The 16,562-nt window shown below is 62.3% G+C and carries 14 protein-coding genes; 8 read left to right on the top strand and 6 right to left on the bottom strand.

What is annotated here, in order from left to right; genetic code table 11:
• Positions 1–37: 37 nt before the first annotated feature.
• Both K3180_RS10445 and K3180_RS10440 read right to left on the bottom strand, forming a co-directional pair.
• Positions 38–2,797 carry a [protein-PII] uridylyltransferase gene (locus tag K3180_RS10445; protein WP_221540641.1) on the bottom strand — a complete coding sequence of 920 codons (2,760 nt, stop codon included), beginning with the start codon at positions 2,795–2,797 and terminating at the stop codon, positions 38–40.
• The gene (locus tag K3180_RS10440; protein WP_221540639.1) at positions 2,794–4,488 is read right to left on the bottom strand and encodes a class I adenylate-forming enzyme family protein; all 1,695 of its coding nucleotides are present in this window, start codon (positions 4,486–4,488) and stop codon (positions 2,794–2,796) included. The genes K3180_RS10445 and K3180_RS10440 overlap by 4 nt, the downstream gene beginning before the upstream one ends.
• 170 nt (positions 4,489–4,658) lie before the next feature.
• Here K3180_RS10440 and lgt point away from each other — a divergent pair, with 170 nt between their 5' ends.
• Genes lgt through K3180_RS10425 form a run of 3 tightly spaced genes read left to right on the top strand, consistent with a single transcriptional unit; the run spans position 4,659 to position 7,050 of the window.
• On the top strand, positions 4,659–5,537 hold the full coding sequence (gene lgt / locus K3180_RS10435; RefSeq protein ID WP_221540637.1) for a prolipoprotein diacylglyceryl transferase: 879 nt from the start codon (positions 4,659–4,661) through the stop codon (positions 5,535–5,537).
• Positions 5,534–6,589 (top strand): class I SAM-dependent methyltransferase, encoded by a 1,056-nt coding sequence (locus K3180_RS10430; RefSeq protein WP_221540635.1) that lies wholly within the window; start codon positions 5,534–5,536, stop codon positions 6,587–6,589. The genes lgt and K3180_RS10430 overlap by 4 nt, the downstream gene beginning before the upstream one ends.
• Before the next feature lie 50 nt (positions 6,590–6,639).
• A complete protein-coding gene (locus tag K3180_RS10425) occupies positions 6,640–7,050 on the top strand; it encodes a DUF2147 domain-containing protein (RefSeq protein WP_221540632.1) in 411 nt (136 codons plus the stop codon).
• Between the two features lies 1 nt (position 7,051).
• On the opposite strand, the gene K3180_RS10420 is transcribed toward K3180_RS10425, so the two are convergent.
• The 4 genes from K3180_RS10420 to K3180_RS10405 form a co-directional block, all read right to left on the bottom strand.
• Positions 7,052–8,590, bottom strand: coding sequence for an ABC transporter permease/substrate-binding protein (locus tag K3180_RS10420; protein ID WP_221540630.1), 1,539 nt, complete (start codon positions 8,588–8,590; stop codon positions 7,052–7,054).
• The gene (locus K3180_RS10415; RefSeq protein WP_221540628.1) at positions 8,587–9,354 is read right to left on the bottom strand and encodes an ATP-binding cassette domain-containing protein; all 768 of its coding nucleotides are present in this window, start codon (positions 9,352–9,354) and stop codon (positions 8,587–8,589) included. The genes K3180_RS10420 and K3180_RS10415 overlap by 4 nt, the downstream gene beginning before the upstream one ends.
• Positions 9,351–9,779, bottom strand: coding sequence for a hypothetical protein (locus K3180_RS10410; protein WP_221540627.1), 429 nt, complete (start codon positions 9,777–9,779; stop codon positions 9,351–9,353). Before K3180_RS10410 ends, K3180_RS10415 begins: the two co-directional genes overlap by 4 nt.
• A 91-nt stretch (positions 9,780–9,870) precedes the next feature.
• Positions 9,871–11,394, bottom strand: coding sequence for a sensor histidine kinase (locus K3180_RS10405; protein ID WP_247710489.1), 1,524 nt, complete (start codon positions 11,392–11,394; stop codon positions 9,871–9,873).
• 181 nt (positions 11,395–11,575) lie between these two features.
• Here K3180_RS10405 and K3180_RS10400 point away from each other — a divergent pair, with 181 nt between their 5' ends.
• From K3180_RS10400 to K3180_RS10380, 5 genes are all read left to right on the top strand, one after another.
• Positions 11,576–12,745, top strand: a complete 1,170-nt coding sequence (locus tag K3180_RS10400; protein ID WP_282098559.1) for an isovaleryl-CoA dehydrogenase — start codon at positions 11,576–11,578, stop codon at positions 12,743–12,745.
• Positions 12,742–14,352, top strand: a complete 1,611-nt coding sequence (locus K3180_RS10395; protein WP_221540625.1) for a carboxyl transferase domain-containing protein — start codon at positions 12,742–12,744, stop codon at positions 14,350–14,352. The genes K3180_RS10400 and K3180_RS10395 overlap by 4 nt, the downstream gene beginning before the upstream one ends.
• Positions 14,353–14,428: 76 nt before the next feature.
• Positions 14,429–15,061: a hypothetical protein gene (locus K3180_RS10390; RefSeq protein ID WP_221540622.1), complete on the top strand. Its 633-nt coding sequence runs from the start codon at positions 14,429–14,431 to the stop codon at positions 15,059–15,061.
• Between the two features lie 58 nt (positions 15,062–15,119).
• On the top strand, positions 15,120–15,740 hold the full coding sequence (locus tag K3180_RS10385; protein WP_221540620.1) for a 1-acyl-sn-glycerol-3-phosphate acyltransferase: 621 nt from the start codon (positions 15,120–15,122) through the stop codon (positions 15,738–15,740).
• A complete protein-coding gene (locus tag K3180_RS10380; protein ID WP_221540619.1) occupies positions 15,737–16,534 on the top strand; it encodes a DUF1295 domain-containing protein in 798 nt (265 codons plus the stop codon). Before K3180_RS10385 ends, K3180_RS10380 begins: the two co-directional genes overlap by 4 nt.
• Positions 16,535–16,562: the final 28 nt, after the last annotated feature.

Raw genomic sequence — 16,562 nt, 5'->3', positions numbered from 1 at the left:
CGCAACCCAAGTGCAACAATGTTCCTGCAAACGTATGCTAAGCGTCTTCCAACCGTGCCTGCATTGCATCACCTGCCGCCTCTGCAAGCCTCGCTTCGAGCCGGTTCTGGCGTTCGCCCTCGGCCAGTTTATCGCCCGTCAGGTCCGTTACGTAGAATGTATCGACCGCACGTTCGCCGTAATTGGTGATATGGGCCGAATGGACCACCAGCCGGTGCTCGAACAACACGCGGGCAAGGCGATTGAGCAGCGCCGGTCGGTCGCGGGCATTGACCTCGATCACCGTAAACCGGTTCGAAGCCTTGTTGTCGAACAATACACGGGGGCTCACATCGAAGGCCTTCGACCTGCTGTGCGGCAATGGCCTCTGAGCCAGCCTGGGTGTCAGGTCGATCCGGTTGGCAAGCGCATCGGCAATGCTTTTCTTCAGCCGGTCGAGCTGTTGTTCTTCGCGGAATGGTGCACCATGCGGGTCCTGCACGAGGAAGTTGTCGAGCGCCCAGCCGGATCGCGTGGTGTGAATGCGCGCATCGATGATGTTCCCTCCGGCGAGGTGGATACCGCCCGCAATCCGGTAGAAAAGGCCCGGATGGTCCGCAGCAATCACGGTTACCAAGGTCGCGCCGCGCGCTTCGTAGAATTCGCAGTGCACCGATAGCTGGTGTTCCTGCTCGCGCGCCGCAGCATAATGCACGAGATTGAGTGCGATGATATCGACCGGTTCCGCGATCCAGTAGGCATCGTCGAGCGCTATGCCGAACTCCTCCACTAGGGCTGCTTTTTCTTCCAGGAGGTCGGCGACCTGCGCCTTCTTCGCGGCTACCTTCTCTGCGCGCCCTTGCCTCATGTGGCCGAGCCGGAGCCTTTCCGAAGACGCATCGTAGAGTTCGCCCAGCAGTTGGCCCTTCCAGCTGTTCCACGTGCCCGGCCCGACTGCCCGGATATCGACCGCCGTGAGAATGGCGAGGTGGCGCAGACGCTCGATGCTCTGCACCTGCGCCACATAGTCCTCGATCGTCTTGGGATCGGTGAGGTCGCGCTTCTGTGCGGTATGGCTCATCAGCAAGTGGTTCAGTACCAGCCAGGCGACGAGTTCCGTTTCGCTCTCCGACAAGCCGAACCGAGGGCACAATTCCTGCGCCACATCCGCACCCAGTACCGAATGATCGCCGCCGCGCCCCTTGGCGATATCGTGCAGCAGGACCGCAACATAGGCGACCCGGCGCGAGCCTACCTTGTGGATCAGCCGCGAAGCACGCGGATGATCGTGCTTGAGCTCGCCCTTCTCGATCTTGTTGAGCAGGCCGATCGCGCGGATGGTGTGTTCATCCACTGTGTAGTGGTGATACATATCGAACTGCATCTGCGCATTGACCCTGCCGAAATCCGGCACGAACCGGCCGAAAACGCCCGCCTCGTTCATCCAGCGCAGCACCAGCTCGGGATCGTTCCGCCCGCACAGCAGGTCGAGGAATATGGCGTTGGCACGCGGGTCTTCGCGCACCGCCTGATCGATCAATTTGGCATCCCTGTTGGCCTGCCGCATGGTCTCGGGGTGAATTTCGAGACCTTCGGCTTCCGCAATCTGGAATATCTCGATCAGCCGCACGGGATCCCTGGCAAACCAGTCGTCCGAAGGCGCGGCGATACGCCCTCCGAAGACCCGGTATCCCTTCACCATGCGCGGCTTGGGCTTGAACCCGGCGAAAAACCCTTTCCGCGCAGATCGCTGGGCAAGATCGTCCTCGATATGGGCGAGAAACACGCCCGTCAGGCTGCCCACGCGCTTCGCCTGCATGAAATAGAACTGCATGAACCGTTCGACCGCGCTCTTGCCGGGGCGGTCCGCGTAATTCATGCGCTCGGCCACTTGCCGCTGAAGATCGAAGGTCAATCGGTCCTCGGTACGCCCGGTAAGGATATGCATGTGGCACCGCACGGCGAGCAGGAAACGCTCCGCCCGGCGGAAGCTGCGGTATTCCGCATCCGTCATCAGACCGGCATCGACGAGTTCGGAGGCGCTGGAGACGCGGTGGATGAACTTCCCGATCCAGTAGAGCGTCTGCAAATCGCGCAGGCCGCCCTTGCCGTCCTTCACATTGGGTTCGACGACATAGCGGCTGTCGCCCATGCGCTTGTGGCGCGCGTTTCGCTCTTCCAGCTTCTGCGTCAGGAACGCCTGCTCGCTGCCTCTGACGACCTCGCGCGTATAGCGCTGCTCTCCTTCATCGTAGAGCGAACGATCGCCCCAGACATAGCGCCCCTCGAGCAATGCGGTACGGATGGTAAGGTCGTCCTTCGCCAGCCGGATCGCCTCGTCGAGAGTACGGGTGGAATGGCCGATCTTGAGGCCAAGGTCCCACATCAGATAGAGCATGGCTTCGACCACCTGCTCGCACCAGGCGTTCCGCCGTTCCCCCACGAGGAAGGCGATGTCGACATCCGAATATGGCGCCATTTCGCTGCGGCCATATCCGCCGACGGCCATGACCGCGAGCCGTTCGCCGGCGCTGCGATTGGGGTTGGGATAGGTGTGCTGGGTGACGTATTCGTGGATTACGCGAACGAGCTGGTCGACGAGAAAGGAATAGCCGCCGGCCACGGCATGACCCGCTGACGGATGCTCTTCCAGACGCCGCTCCATTTCGCCGCGCCCCCGGTCGAGTGCCTGCTTCAGCAGCTCGACGACCGGCTGGCGCGACGAATTTCCATGCTCCTCGACCAGCGCTTCGATCCGGGAAGCAATTTCGCGCCGGTCGAAGATCGCGCGCTGGTCGGTGATGACAGGTTCGGTCAAGCGGCGGTGATACTCTGGGCGTAGGTGGATTTCACGCTGCGCTTGTCGACCTTCTGCGTACCGAGGCGCGGCAGGTGGTCACTCGAATGCCAGACGTGGGCGGGAACCTTGAAAGCCGCGATATGCTCGCGCAGGAAATCCTGCAGTTCTTCGGGGCTCAGATCCTTGCCTTCATGGGTGAAATAGACCGCCGCCGGGATTTCACCGAACCGTTCGTCGGGAACGCCGAACACGCTGCATTCCGCAACTGCCGGATGCGCATAGATCGCTTCTTCCACCTCGATACAGGAGATATTCTCGCCGCCGCGGATGATGATGTCCTTCTTGCGATCGACGATGAAGAGATACTCGTCTTCATCGAGATAACCCAGGTCGCCCGTGCGAAAATAGGCATCCTTGGTGTAAGCCGCTTCTGTCGCCTTGTCGTTCTTCCAGTATCCGAGGAAATTGGCAACGGACCGGATGCAGACTTCGCCCACTTCGCCCGTTGCCAGCTTGTTGCCGTCATCGTCGAGGATGGCCATGTCGACCAGCGGCTTGGAGGGCATGCCGGTCGAACCGGGTTTCGCCATGTAATTCTCGTTGAGATTGCCGCAGCCGACCGCGTTCGTTTCGGTAAGGCCATAGCCGAGCAACGGAAAACCGTTAGGGAAGGCCTCCTTGATCTTGGTTACATGCTCGGGCGGACGCGGGGCGCCGCCTGCGGCAAAGCTCTTGCACTGCGACAGGTCGAACTGGTCGCGTTCCGGATGCGTTGCCATTTCGTAGCTCATCAGGGGAACGCCAACGAAATAGGTGATCTTTTCCTCGTCGAGAAGTCTGAGCGCCTCGCGCGCATCCCATTTGGGCATGAGCACCAGCTTGCGCCCGAGCGCGAAGCTCTGGAGAAACAGCGGCACTTCGCCGGTGACGTGGAACAATGGCACCGCAACAAGCGCGCTCGGCTGGACGGTCGGCGCCTCGCCGCGCTCGGTCAGGATCTGGAGGATCATCGCGGTCTGCGCGACATAGTTCATGGTGCCGGACACGACACCGAGATGATCGGAATAGGCACCCTTGGGATTGCCGGTCGATCCGGAGGTATAGAGAATGGTGGCGAGATCGTCAGGCCCGATCTGGCCCAGCATCTGCATTGCGGTGTCGCCTTCCGCCCAGATCGGGGCAAGCCCTTCCGAAGGGACGCCATGATCGAACACGACGATCTTCGACTTGATGTCCTGGCCTTCCATCCGTTTGGCGCGCTGCGGATCGGCAAGCACCAGCGAACATTCGCACAGGTCGATGCCGTAGGCCATTTCCTCGCCGGTCCACCAGCCGTTGAGCAAAGTGGCGCAGCCGCCCGCCATCAGCGTGCCCATATAGGCCAGTATCCAGTTGACGGAATTGCGCGCTGCGATGCCGACGCGGTCTCCCTTCTTCAATCCGTGCTTCGTTACCAGACCATGCGCAACGCATGCCGCGGCGCCATAGACTTGTCCGAAGGTCAATCGCAGCTCGCCATCGACGATGAAAAGGTCGTCCTTCTTCTCATTGGCGAAATGCGCGAAATAATGCGCCAGGCTGGGCGGTGCGTTCTTGAAGGCGGGCATCTCCACGCCGCGGCGTTCGATGGGGGTGGTTTCGAACATCTGGCCCGGTGCAGTCACGGCGGCGGTGAAGCGATGGATATCCTTGTCGAGATCGGTCGGCATTTTCGTGTCTGGTCCTCTCCATTGACGAGCGCGGGCAAAATCGCCCCGTTCCCGCCATAAGCTGGGAACAGTGCGAGACAGGCTTTCCCCAAAAGGCCTGCTATGCCAAAAGCCGCCCCCGAGACGGGTCGCGCGATGCGGCTTTCGATATTCTCTAAGGGGATAAGACCTTGCTGTCACTACTGGCTGCGACTGCGGCTGCATCCGAACCGATCCAGTGGGCGGAACTGGGCCTGCGCCCCTATCTGTTCGAGATCGGCAGCTTCCAGCTGCGCTATTACTCGCTGGCCTATCTGCTGGCGATTCTGTTCGCCTATTGGCATTTGTCGAAAATGATCAAATCGCCCGGCGCGCCGATGGCGCAGCGCCATGCCGACGATCTGTTCTTCTACTGCACACTGGGCGTGATCATTGGCGGCCGATTGGGCTATGCCGCGTTCTATCAGCCCGACCTTTTCGGCGGTGTAGAGCTGTTCCAGCTCTGGAACGGCGGAATGAGCTTCCACGGCGGGGTGATTGGCGTGCTCGTCGCCATCACCTGGGTTGCCTGGCGCGGCGCGCTGAACTGGCTGCGCGTATGCGATTACATCGCGGTCAACGTTCCGATCGGTTACATGCTTGGCCGGATCGCCAATTTCATCAATGGCGAGCTCTACGGCCGCCCGGTCGAAGGCGATCTCGCTTGGGCGATGGTCTTTCCCGGTGGTGGCGAGATCGCCCGCCACCCGAGCCAGCTCTATCAGGCGGGGCTGGAAGGATTGCTGCTCGGCGTGCTGCTGATCGCGCTCTTCTGGACGACACGGGCACGTTATCGTGCGGGCCTACTGGTCGGACTGTTCACGATCGGAATGGGTGCCGGGCGTTTCATAAACGAGTTTTTCCGCGAGCCCGACGCCCATCTTGCCTACCGGGTGGCCGAAACAGGCCTCAGCCAGGGCCAGTGGCTTAGCCTTCCAATGATCGCAGTCGGCGTGGCGGTGATGATCTATGCCTTAGTCAAACCTCCGGTCGGCGGGACAAAAGGCTCGACCACACCCCAGACGGCATGAGCGGCGCCGGGTCCTCAACCGACCTCGCCGCTACCTTTCGCCGGTTGATAGAGCGACACGGGCCCATGCCCGTGTCGCGTTACATGGGCGAAAACAATGCGCGCTATTATGCGGCTCGCGATCCTCTTGGCAGCGCAGGCGATTTTACTACCGCGCCCGAAATCAGCCAGATGTTCGGGGAGATGGTGGGATTGTGGCTGGCCGATCTCTGGAACCGCTCGGGTCGGCCCGATGCTACCTATGTCGAGCTGGGTCCCGGACGCGGGACGCTGGCACGCGACGCCTTGAGGGCGATGGCCAGCCAGGGAATCGCTCCCCCGGTCCATCTGGTCGAGGGGTCTGAGGCCCTGCGGAAACTGCAGGCCGACACGCTAAGCCAGGCACAGTTCCACGACAGTATCGATACCCTTCCCGAAGACCGGCCGCTTTACATCGTGGCTAATGAATTTCTCGACGCGCTGCCGATCCGGCAGCTTGTCATGACGGAGCGGGGCTGGCGCGAACGGATGGTCGCTCTCGAAGACGACCGTGTCGTCTTCGCCGCCGGGCGCAGCCCGATGGACGATGCCGTGCCCGAACATCACCGCAGCCATCCCATCGGTACGGTGATCGAAACCTGTCCCGCCGCCGCCGCCACGGTCGAAGAGATTGCCCGCCGGATCGACATTCAGGGCGGCGCTGCACTGTTCATCGATTACGGTTATCTCACGTCGCAGACCGGCGAGACGTTGCAAGCCGTCCGCGCGCATAAGAGAGTGGGCGTATTCGATGCTCCGGGCGAAATGGACCTTACCGCGCTGGTCGATTTTGCGACTCTCGGGGAAATGGCGAGACGCGCAGGCCTCGCTGTCAATACTGCCACGCAAGGGGCGTGGCTGAGCGCAATGGGAATAGACCTGCGCGCGCAGGCGCTTGCACAACGTGCCCCGGATCGCACCGAGGAGCTTGCCCGCGCGCGCGACCGGCTGATCGGACCGGACCAGATGGGCGAATTGTTCAAGGTCATGGCGCTTACGCCGCGCGGTGCGCCTCGCGGGGCGGGCTTCGGCTGACGTTCGTCCCCTATCTGGCATTTCCGCGACAAGCAGATCGAAGGAATTCCATGAAGAACCTCCTTGCCTTTGCCGCCCTGGTCACAGCCTCACCCTTGCTCGCCGCGCAGCCGGTCGAAGGCAAATGGATGACCGCCGAAGGCGACGCAGTGATCACTATCGGCGATTGCGGAGAGCGTCTTTGCGGGCGGATCACGAAATTCCTCGTTACACCGCCGCAAGGCGCGGACCAGCGCGACGTCAACAATCGCAATCCCAAGCTCCGCAACCGCAAGCTCCTAGGTATGCCTGTACTGACAGGTTTCATCGAGGATGGCGACGAATGGCGCGGCGAAATCTACGATCCGAAAAGCGGCAAGACCTATCGCTCGATCATCCGCAGGAAGAATTCGGCCACGCTTGAAGTGAAAGGCTGTCTCGGTCCCTTTTGCCAGACCCAGACCTGGAAACGCACGCGCTGATCTACAATCCGGCTCGCTCCGCCAACTGCCGCGCCGCTTCTTCGAAGGACAGTTTGTCTTCCTCGCGGTCGACGGAATAGTTGGCCTCGCGCATGGCACCGACATCTATGGCACCGATCAGGGGTTCGAGCGCGGCAATGATTCCCTCATTGCTCCCCGCAGATGGGCTAAGCAGGAGCACCGCGTCGTAGTTCGGAAATGCCCCGCGCGGATCGTCGAGGATGGTAAGATTGTCCGCCTCGATTCGCCCATCGGAGGTATAGGCCCCGATCACATCCGCTTCTCCCGACCGGAGCGCGTTATACATGAAAGTGGGTGAAAAGTTGCGGCGTGCGGCGAAGCGCAGACCATAGGCGTCGCGAACTGCGATCCATTCGGGCCGTTCGAAGAATTCCGGATCGCCGCCAACTGTAAGCTGCGGCGCGACCCGTGCCAGATCCTCGATCGAACCCAACCCGTAGGTTCGCGCACGTTCGCGCGTCACGGCGAGGCCATAGGCATTCTCGAAGCCCAGCCGCCCCAACACATGCATTCCGGTGTTTGCCGTCTCCCACTCGGTAATCTGCCGGTACATCTCCTCACGCGGGAGATTGTCTTCGCGGTTCATCTGGTTGGCCCAGATCGTGCCCGTATAGTCGACATAGATATCGACTTCGCCGCTCGCCGCTGCACTATGCGCCACAGCCGAACCCAGCCCGTCGCGATATTCGACGGCAAACCCTTCCTCCTCCAGCCGCTGCCCTATGAGACGCGCCAGGATATATTGCTCGGAGAAACCCTTGGCCCCGATCACGACCGCATCTTCATCCTCGCCGCTGCCGAATTGTGCGAACAGCGCCGCGCCAATGCCCAGTGCCACAGCCACGAGACCCCCGAGCCAGAGGCTTCGCCGCCGATCGCGAAACCCGCGTTCGATCGTTCCGAGAATGGTGTCTGCCAACAGCGCCAGACCTGCGCTGGCGATGCAGCCAGCAAGGACCAGCGCCCAGTTCTGCGTCTGCAGCCCGGCGAAAATCGGATCGCCCAGGCTTTTCTGTCCGATAGTCGTCGCAAGCGTTGCAGCCCCGATGGTCCAGACCGCTGCCGTACGAATACCTGCCATGATATAGGGGGCGGACAAGGGTGCCTCGACCAGCCACAGGCGCTGGCGGAAGCCCATTCCGACCCCATGCGCCGCTTCGATGACGCCCGGATCGAGATTGGCCTGTGCGGTCACGGCATTGCGCAGGATCGGCAGCAGGGCATAGAGCGCCAGGGCGAGCAGAGCTGGAAGGAAACCCAGCGTCGGCAGTCCTTCTCCTAACACCGATCGCAGCGACAGCAGGATCGGGAAAAACAGCGCAAGCAAGGCCAGGGCCGGAATAGTCTGGACGAGGCTGGCGAAGGCAAGCGAAATGCGGGCCACTTTCTCCGACCGGCTCGCCCAGATAGCCAAGGGCAGCGCGACCACGATCCCCAGTGCGATGGCAGCGGCTGACAGCAAGACATGGGCGGCCAGCTGGTCGCCAAGACCCATCAAGGCGCTCCACACCCCGTTCACCGCGACAGCTCCGCCAGCCGTTCGGCCTGGTGCCGGGGCACCGCGACAAGCGCCTGCGCTATCTCACCGCCTCCACCGCCTACCAGCGCCTGCGGATGCTCGTCCGCGACGATTTGCCCCTCATCCATCACCAGCACGCGATCGGCCAGCAGCAAGGCTTCGGCCATGTCGTGCGTGACCATGACGCTCGTCAGGCCGAATTCCTTGTGAAGCCCGCGTACCCGCTCGCCGAGCGCGTCGCGCGTGACAGAGTCCAGTGCGCCGAAGGGTTCGTCCATTAGCAGCAAGTGCGGATCTCCGGCCAGCGCACGCGCCACGCCGACGCGTTGACGCTGCCCGCCCGAAAGCTCCTCGGGCATTCGCCGGGCCATCTCTGCTTCCAGTTCCACCAGCTCGAGCAGCTCTGCAACGCGCGAAGTGTCGATTTTCTGGCCAGCCAGCCTCGGCCCGATACCGATATTCTCGGCGACCGTCATATGCGGGAACAGCCCGATCGACTGGAAGACATATCCGATCCGGCGGCGCAGGGCGGCCAGCGGGAGACCGGCAACATCCTCGCCCTCGAACAGCACGCGTCCCGCGCTGGGGTCTACCAGCCGGTTGACGGTCTTGAGCAGGGTCGACTTGCCCGAACCGCTTGCCCCGACAAGCGCAACGAACTGGCCCGGCTCGATTTGCAGAGAAACACTCTGAACGGCCTGCGTTTCTCCATAGGATTTCGCGACGTTCTCGAATGCGAGCGCGGGGCCTTTCGAGCCCCTCACTCTTCTTCGTCACCTTCGCTCGGATCCGGTGCCCGATAGGTTATGCGCGTCAGTTCGATCCGGCGGTCTCCCTGCCCGGTAGCAACCATCCTGTCGTCATTCACGCTGCCCGGCTGCCAGCAGGTTTCAACACTATTTTCGCCATCTGGTCTCAGGCATATCTGTTTGCCGTTGGGGCCGTCCGAATAGGTCCATTCCCCCTCCTGCCAGGGGTCGCCGTTACGCAAGTCGCGATAGCGCCCCCCGGCGTCGAAAAAGGTGGCGTAGCGCGCGCCGTCTTCGGAAGTGACGCGCCATGCCGTCTCGGCGAAGCCCTCCGGAGCAGATTCGCCGTCTGCTTCTTCTCCAGACATTTCGAGCGCGGTATCGTCCTGAGAGACTGGCTCGTCCTCAGGCGGCGTGCAAGCGCCCAGACCCAGCGCCATGATAGTCGAAATCCTGAAAAAACCCCGCAAACTTCCCTCCATCCGGTCGAATGGGGCGAAGCATAGGAAAAGGAATGCGGATTGGCGAGTGTCAGTCGCTCAGCGACGAGACCGGGACCGAAATCTCTACATCGAGCCCGTCGTCGGAATAAGAGCGTGTGAACCGCCCTCCCAATTGTCCTTCGATCGCCATCCTCAACAGCCGCGACCCGAAGCCTTCGCTGTCTTTTTTCGGCGCGGTTTTACAGGGCGAAGCCCGTTCTTCCCAGTCGACGCGGATCTGGCCCTCGGCTTCGGTCACAGTCACGGCAACATGACCTTCCTTACAGGATAGTGCACCGTACTTGGCCGAATTGGTGGCGAGTTCGTGGAAGATCAGCGCGAGCGGTGTCGCTGCACGCGCACCTATCTTCACGCCGGGCCCCTTGATCGAGAAACGCTCGCCGCCCTTGGTGTCATAGGGAGCGAGCAAGTCGGTCAATAGCCCCGAGAGCGTTTCTCCGCGCCTATCGCTCATCGGCCTGACATAGTCATGTGCCGTTCCCAGAGCGCGGATGGCATCGGTCAGCTCAGCGGCAAAATCCGCCACCTCTTCACGCCCTCGCGAACGAATGGCGATCAGGCCGGAAACCACGGCGAAGATATTCTTGATCCGATGCGAGAGCTCGCGTGCCAGGAGATCCTGCGATTCCATCATGCGATGGGACTTGTCGATATCGAAGACGGTACCGAACCAGCTGATCGCCTGCCCCTCTTCCACCACAGGTACAGCACGGGACTGGACCCAGCGATAGGACCCGTCCGCCAGGCGGAGGCGCCATTCGTCCTCGAACAGTTCGCCCGCCCCGACCGCGGCTTCAAACTTGGCCAGCGTCGATTCCCAATCATCGGGATGGATCGCTCCCTGCCACCCGGCGGTCGTGGTCGGCGGTTCGAGCCCGGTCAGCTCCTTCCAGCGCGCATTGATATAGGCGAAATTGCCCTTGTCGTCGGCGCGCCAGGCGATGCCGGGGACGGAATCGATCATCCGGCGAAGCCGCGCTTCGCGCAAGGCGATTTCGCTCCTTGCTGCCTCGCTCGCCCGCCTCTGGCCGAAGCGACGCATTACGGCGGCCGCCAGTACCGTCATTCCCTGATGCTGGAGTTCGGTAAGTCCTTCCGGCCGCGGTTCGGTATCGATCACGCACAGCGCGCCCAGCGGAGCGCCTTCTTCGGACACGAGCGGGAAACCGGCGTAGAACCGGATGTTCGGTTCACCGGTAACCAACGGGTTGTCCGCAAAGCGTTCGTCCTGCGTGGCATCGCTCACTATCATCGGCTGCGTTTGCAGCATCGCATGGGCGCAAAAGCTCGTGGAGCGCGGTGTTTCACTGACTTCGAGACCGACCTGGGCGAGAAAGCGCTGCCGCGTCTCTTCGACCACGGTGACTGTGGAGACCGGAGTCTGGCAAAGCGCAGCCGCAAAGGTAACGAGCTGCTTAAGTTCGGGATCGCCGAGGAGCCCTTGTGTGCCAAAGGCTGCAAGCACGTTCAAACGCTCGCCCTCGTCGCAAAATGGCGGAGCAGGTGCGTTGCCCTGGGGCCAGAGAGTCTCTTCGGAAGTGAACATGTCCATCTGCGCACGCTGCAATAGGCGATAAATAGCAGAGATACAACGGTTTTACCTATCGAAGAGGGAGCGCTTGGCCAACCTTCTTTCGGGCGCCGATTCAGAGATTTGCGCCCTTCATCACGCTCGGCTATCGGGCGGCGTAGAAAATGCAGGACCGATTGCCGTCCGCCAAGGAGAGACGATTTTGCGCGCTACCCCCGATTTCGATTTCCAGCTCGGCGAAAGTGCCGACATGATCCGCGAGAGTGTCGGCCGCTTCGCCGATGAACAGATCGCGCCGCTGGCCGAGAAGGTCGACCGCGAAGACTGGTTTCCGCGTGACGAACTCTGGCAGCAGATGGGCGAGCTGGGCCTTCATGGCATCACCGTTCCGGAAGCGGACGGCGGACTGGGCCTCGGCTATCTCGAGCATGTGATCGCGGTCGAGGAAGTGAGCCGCGCGAGTGCATCGGTCGGCCTCAGCTACGGCGCGCATTCCAACCTCTGCGTCAACCAGATTGCCCGCTGGGGCAATGCCGAACAGAAGGCGAAATACCTGCCCAAGCTCATCAGCGGCGAACATGTCGGCAGCCTAGCGATGAGCGAAGCGAGCGCCGGTTCCGACGTCGTTTCGATGAAGGCCAAGGCCGAGAAAGTCGAAGGCGGCTACGTACTCAACGGCACCAAGTTCTGGATCACCAATGCGCCCTATGCCGATACGCTGGTGGTCTACGCCAAGACCGCGCCCGAGGCCGCCAGCCGCGGCATCACCACTTTCCTGATCGAGAAGGAGTTCGAGGGCTTTTCCATCGGCCAGAAGATCGAGAAGGTGGGCATGCGCGGCTCGCCGACGTCGGAGCTGGTGTTCGACGATTGCTTCGTGCCGGACGAGAACGTGATGGGTCCCGAAAACGGCGGCGTGGGCGTGCTGATGAGCGGGCTCGATTACGAGCGCGTGGTGCTCGCCGGATTGCAGCTCGGCGTGATGCAGGCCTGCCTCGACACGGTCATTCCCTACCTTCGCGAACGCACCCAGTTCGGCAAGCCGATCGGGTCTTTCCAGCTGATGCAGGCCAAGGTGGCCGACATGTATGTCGCGCTGCAATCGGCGCGCGCCTACACCTATGCCGTCGCCAAGAGCTGCGACGCTGAGAAAACCACGCGTTTCGACGCGGCAGGTGCGATCCTGCTGGCGAGCGAGAACGCTTTCCGCGTGGCGGCCGAGAGCGTCCAGGCGCTGGGCGGGGCAGGCTACACGCTCGACTGGCCGGTCGAACGCTACATGCGCGATGCCAAGCTGCTCGATATCGGCGCGGGCACCAACGAGATCCGGCGTATGCTTATCGGGCGTGAACTGATCGGGGCGGCGGGATGACCGCACCCGTTCTCACATCCACGCTCGACCGCGAGGCGCCCGACGCCAAGGCACGTTTCGAGCATAACAAGTCGCTGGCCGCCGATTTGCGCACTACCGTTGCCGCCGCCGCGCTGGGTGGTTCGGAAGGCAGCCGCGAGCGCCATGTGGGGCGGGGCAAGCTGCTCCCGCGTGAGCGTGTCGAGCGCCTGCTCGATCCGGGTAGTCCTTTCCTCGAAATCGGCCAGCTCGCCGCCAATGGCATGTATGGCAAGGACGAGATCAACGGAGCGGGACTGATCGCCGGGATCGGGCGCGTGTCGGGCCGGCAGGTGATGATCGTGTGCAACGATGCCACCGTGAAGGGCGGCACCTATTACCCGATGACGGTCAAGAAGCACCTGCGTGCGCAGGAAATCGCGCAGGAAAACCGCCTGCCGTGCATCTATCTCGTCGACAGCGGCGGGGCGAACCTGCCGCATCAGGCCGAGGTCTTCCCCGACCGCGACCATTTCGGGCGCATCTTCTTCAACCAGGCGAACATGTCGGCGCTCGGCATCCCGCAGATCGCCTGCGTCATGGGCAGCTGCACAGCGGGCGGCGCCTATGTGCCCGCCATGTCCGACGAGACGGTCATCGTACGCAACCAGGGCACCATTTTCCTTGCCGGCCCGCCGCTGGTGAAGGCCGCTACGGGCGAGGAAATCAGCGCCGAGGACCTCGGAGGCGGCGATCTGCATGCGAAGAAATCTGGCGTGGTCGATCACTTGGCCGAGAACGACGAGCACGCGCTCACCATCGTGCGCGATATCGTCAGCCATCTGGGCGAAAACCACGCCGCGGCCCAAGGCATCGCACTGCGCGAACCGCGCCCGCCGAAATTCGACGGTGAAGACCTCTACGCCATCGTGCCCGAAGACGTCCGCGCACCCTATGACGTGCACGAAGTAATCGCCCGCCTTGTCGACGGCAGCGAGTTTCACGAGTTCAAGCAGCATTACGGCAGCACGCTGGTCTGCGGCTTTGCCCACATATGGGGCATGCCGGTGGCGATCCTCGCCAACAACGGTGTGCTGTTCTCCGAAAGCGCACAAAAGGGCGCGCATTTCATCGAGCTTGCCTGCCAGCGCCGCATTCCGCTGCTGTTCCTCCAGAACATTTCCGGCTTTATGGTTGGCGGCAAATACGAGGCGGAAGGCATCGCCAAGCACGGCGCCAAGCTGGTCACCGCAGTCGCCACCGCGACCGTGCCCAAGGTCACCGTCGTCATCGGCGGCAGCTTCGGCGCGGGCAATTACGGCATGTGCGGGCGCGCCTACTCGCCCCGCTTCCTGTTCACCTGGCCCAATGCGCGGATCAGCGTGATGGGCGGCGAGCAGGCGGCCTCCGTACTCGCCACCGTCCACCGCGATGCCGACAGCTGGAGCGATGAGCAGGCGGAGGAATTCAAGGCCCCTATCCGCCAGAAATACGAAGACGAAGGCAATCCCTATTACGCCACCGCCCGCCTGTGGGACGACGGCGTGATCGACCCGGTCCAGACGCGCGATGTCCTGGGCCTCGCCTTTGCTGCGACACTGGAAGCCCCAATCGCGGAACGCCCGCAATTCGGCGTGTTCAGGATGTAAGCGAGGAACTTCACAGGCCTTTCAGACATTCCTCTTTCATGCCCGTGGGGGTTGGGCCGCGAACAGGAGAATGCCCATGGAAGGCCAGGAAGTCACCATTGCCATCGTGCTCATCGTCCTCGTGGTGGGGGCATTGCTTGCGTGGCTTTTCATCCAGCGCAACCGCACCAGGGAATTGCGCGACCGATATGGCGAGGAATATGATCGCACGCTCGAAGCCAAGGGTGGTCGGCGCAAGGCCGAATCCGATCTGATCGAGCGCGAGGAACGGGTCAAGAAGCTCGAAATCCGGCCCCTTACGTCGGAAGAGCGTGATCGCTTTGCCGGGGAATGGAAGGATACCAAGGCGCTGTTCGTCGACAGTCCGATGGAAGCCGTCAGCCGGGCGGATCGCCTGCTCACCGACATCATGAATCTCCGCGGATATCCGATGGCCGATTTCGAGAAGCGCCATGCCGATCTCACCGTCGATCACGGCGACGTGGCCAAACACTACCTCGCCGGGCACGAAATCGCCGACCGGTCGAGCGATGCCACGACCGAGGAATTGCGCCGCGCCATCAATCACTATGAAGCGCTCTATGGCGAACTGACCAGCGAAGTGGCCGACCGCGACGGGAACGGTGTGGATGACCCGCTGGAATCCGGCACCGGCGCACCCACAAGGCCCAGCATCGACCCGTCATTGGCGGAGCGCGACCGGGTCTGACGCCGCAGTTCCTCTCGCTTTCCCGCCCGGACCTGCTAACCGGACGGGAGGAGAGAGAATGCCGAGCGCCACGAATCGCAAGCCATCGCTGCTGAGCCGTCTCGTTCGGCGACTGCTGATCTTGCTGTATCGCTGGAAGGGGTGGCGCATCGACGGGCGGCGGCCCGAGGCGCGCAAATTCATAATCCTCGGTGCACCGCATACCTCCAACTGGGACTTCATTTTCTTCATCGGCGCCACGCACGAACTCGGCATCCGCCCGAGCTTCATGGGCAAGAGCAGCCTGTTCAAATGGCCGATGACCGACTTCATGCTAGACATGGGGGGCATCCCGATCGATCGCAGCAGGCGGGCGAATTATGTCGAACAGGTCGCGGCCGCATTCGCCGCGGCGGATGACCTAGCACTGGTGATCGCGCCCGAAGGTTCGCGCACCTTCAAGGGCGACTGGCGCAGCGGTTTCTACCACATCGCCATGGCCGCAGGCGTGCCCATCGTGCCCGCATGGGTCGACAATGCGAAACTGGTTGGGGGCATGGGCGAGCCGATCATGCCGACCGGCGATTACCGCGCCGACCTGGCGAAGATTGCCGCCTTCTATCGTGAAAAGCGGCCCGATTGCGATCGCTTCGTCGCACTCGAAAAGAGCACCCAGACCGTGGGAGAGATGAAGAAATGATCGACGCCCTCCTCGTCAACGCTGCGATTCTGGTGGGCGTCACGCTGATGCTTTGGCTCGTTTCCGTGAAGATCGGCGATGTCTCGTTCATCGATTCCTACTGGGGCGCAGGCATGGCGCTGATGGCGCTCACAAGCTGGCTGCAGCTCGAACAACGGGGACTACTCGCTCACCTGCTTCTAGGAATGACCGCGGCGTGGGGACTCAGGCTCGGCATCTATCTCTTCCGCAGGTGGCGCGCGGAGGGCGAAGACAAGCGCTATGCCCGTATGCTCAGGAAAGCGCGTGAAGAGGGCCGGTTCGCTTCGACCACGCTGACCAAGATCTGGCTGGGGCAGGCCGTCCTGCTGTTTCTCGTAAGCTCACCGGCGCAGGCTGGGATCCTCGCCGCAGGGGGAGAAAACCGCCTGACAGTTTTGGCCATCGTCGGCACGGTGCTCTATCTGGTCGGCATCTTCTTCGAATGGGTGGGCGACTGGCAACTCGCCCGGTTCAAGGCGAACCCTGCGAACAAGGACCTGGTGATGGACAGGGGGCTGTGGCGTTACACCCGCCACCCCAATTACTTCGGCGATGCCTGCGCCTGGTGGGGTATCTGGTTGGTCGCTTCCGGCATCAGCTGGGAAGTCGCCCTGTGGACCGTGGCGGGTCCGATCTTCCTTACCTTCACGCTGATCAAGTGGTCTGGCGCGGCCCTGCTGGAAAAGGGAATGAAGCATTCGCGCCCCGGTTACGAGGAATACAAGCGCCGGACCTCGGCCTTCGTCCCGATGCCTCCAAAGAATACCGATTGATTCGATGCACGGGGGTTTAACCCCGCTC

This window comes from Qipengyuania huizhouensis (genome assembly GCF_019711635.1).
In the GTDB taxonomy this organism is placed as follows: Bacteria; Pseudomonadota; Alphaproteobacteria; order Sphingomonadales; family Sphingomonadaceae; genus Qipengyuania; species Qipengyuania huizhouensis.
This window is presented reverse-complemented; position numbering and strand designations above follow the sequence as displayed.

Bases quoted from the DNA above. Each gene is read 5' to 3' on its own strand.
- K3180_RS10430 (WP_221540635.1), top strand. From the start codon at position 5,534: ATGAGCGGCGCCGGGTCCTCAACCGACCTCGCCGCTACCTTTCGCCGG.
- K3180_RS10385 (WP_221540620.1), top strand. From the start codon at position 15,120: ATGCCGAGCGCCACGAATCGCAAGCCATCGCTGCTGAGCCGTCTCGTT.
- K3180_RS10425 (WP_221540632.1), top strand. From the start codon at position 6,640: ATGAAGAACCTCCTTGCCTTTGCCGCCCTGGTCACAGCCTCACCCTTG.
- K3180_RS10390 (WP_221540622.1), top strand. From the start codon at position 14,429: ATGGAAGGCCAGGAAGTCACCATTGCCATCGTGCTCATCGTCCTCGTG.
- K3180_RS10380 (WP_221540619.1), top strand. From the start codon at position 15,737: ATGATCGACGCCCTCCTCGTCAACGCTGCGATTCTGGTGGGCGTCACG.
- K3180_RS10440 (WP_221540639.1), bottom strand. From the start codon at position 4,488: ATGCCGACCGATCTCGACAAGGATATCCATCGCTTCACCGCCGCCGTG.
- K3180_RS10395 (WP_221540625.1), top strand. From the start codon at position 12,742: ATGACCGCACCCGTTCTCACATCCACGCTCGACCGCGAGGCGCCCGAC.
- K3180_RS10410 (WP_221540627.1), bottom strand. From the start codon at position 9,779: ATGGCGCTGGGTCTGGGCGCTTGCACGCCGCCTGAGGACGAGCCAGTC.
- K3180_RS10405 (WP_247710489.1), bottom strand. From the start codon at position 11,394: ATGGACATGTTCACTTCCGAAGAGACTCTCTGGCCCCAGGGCAACGCA.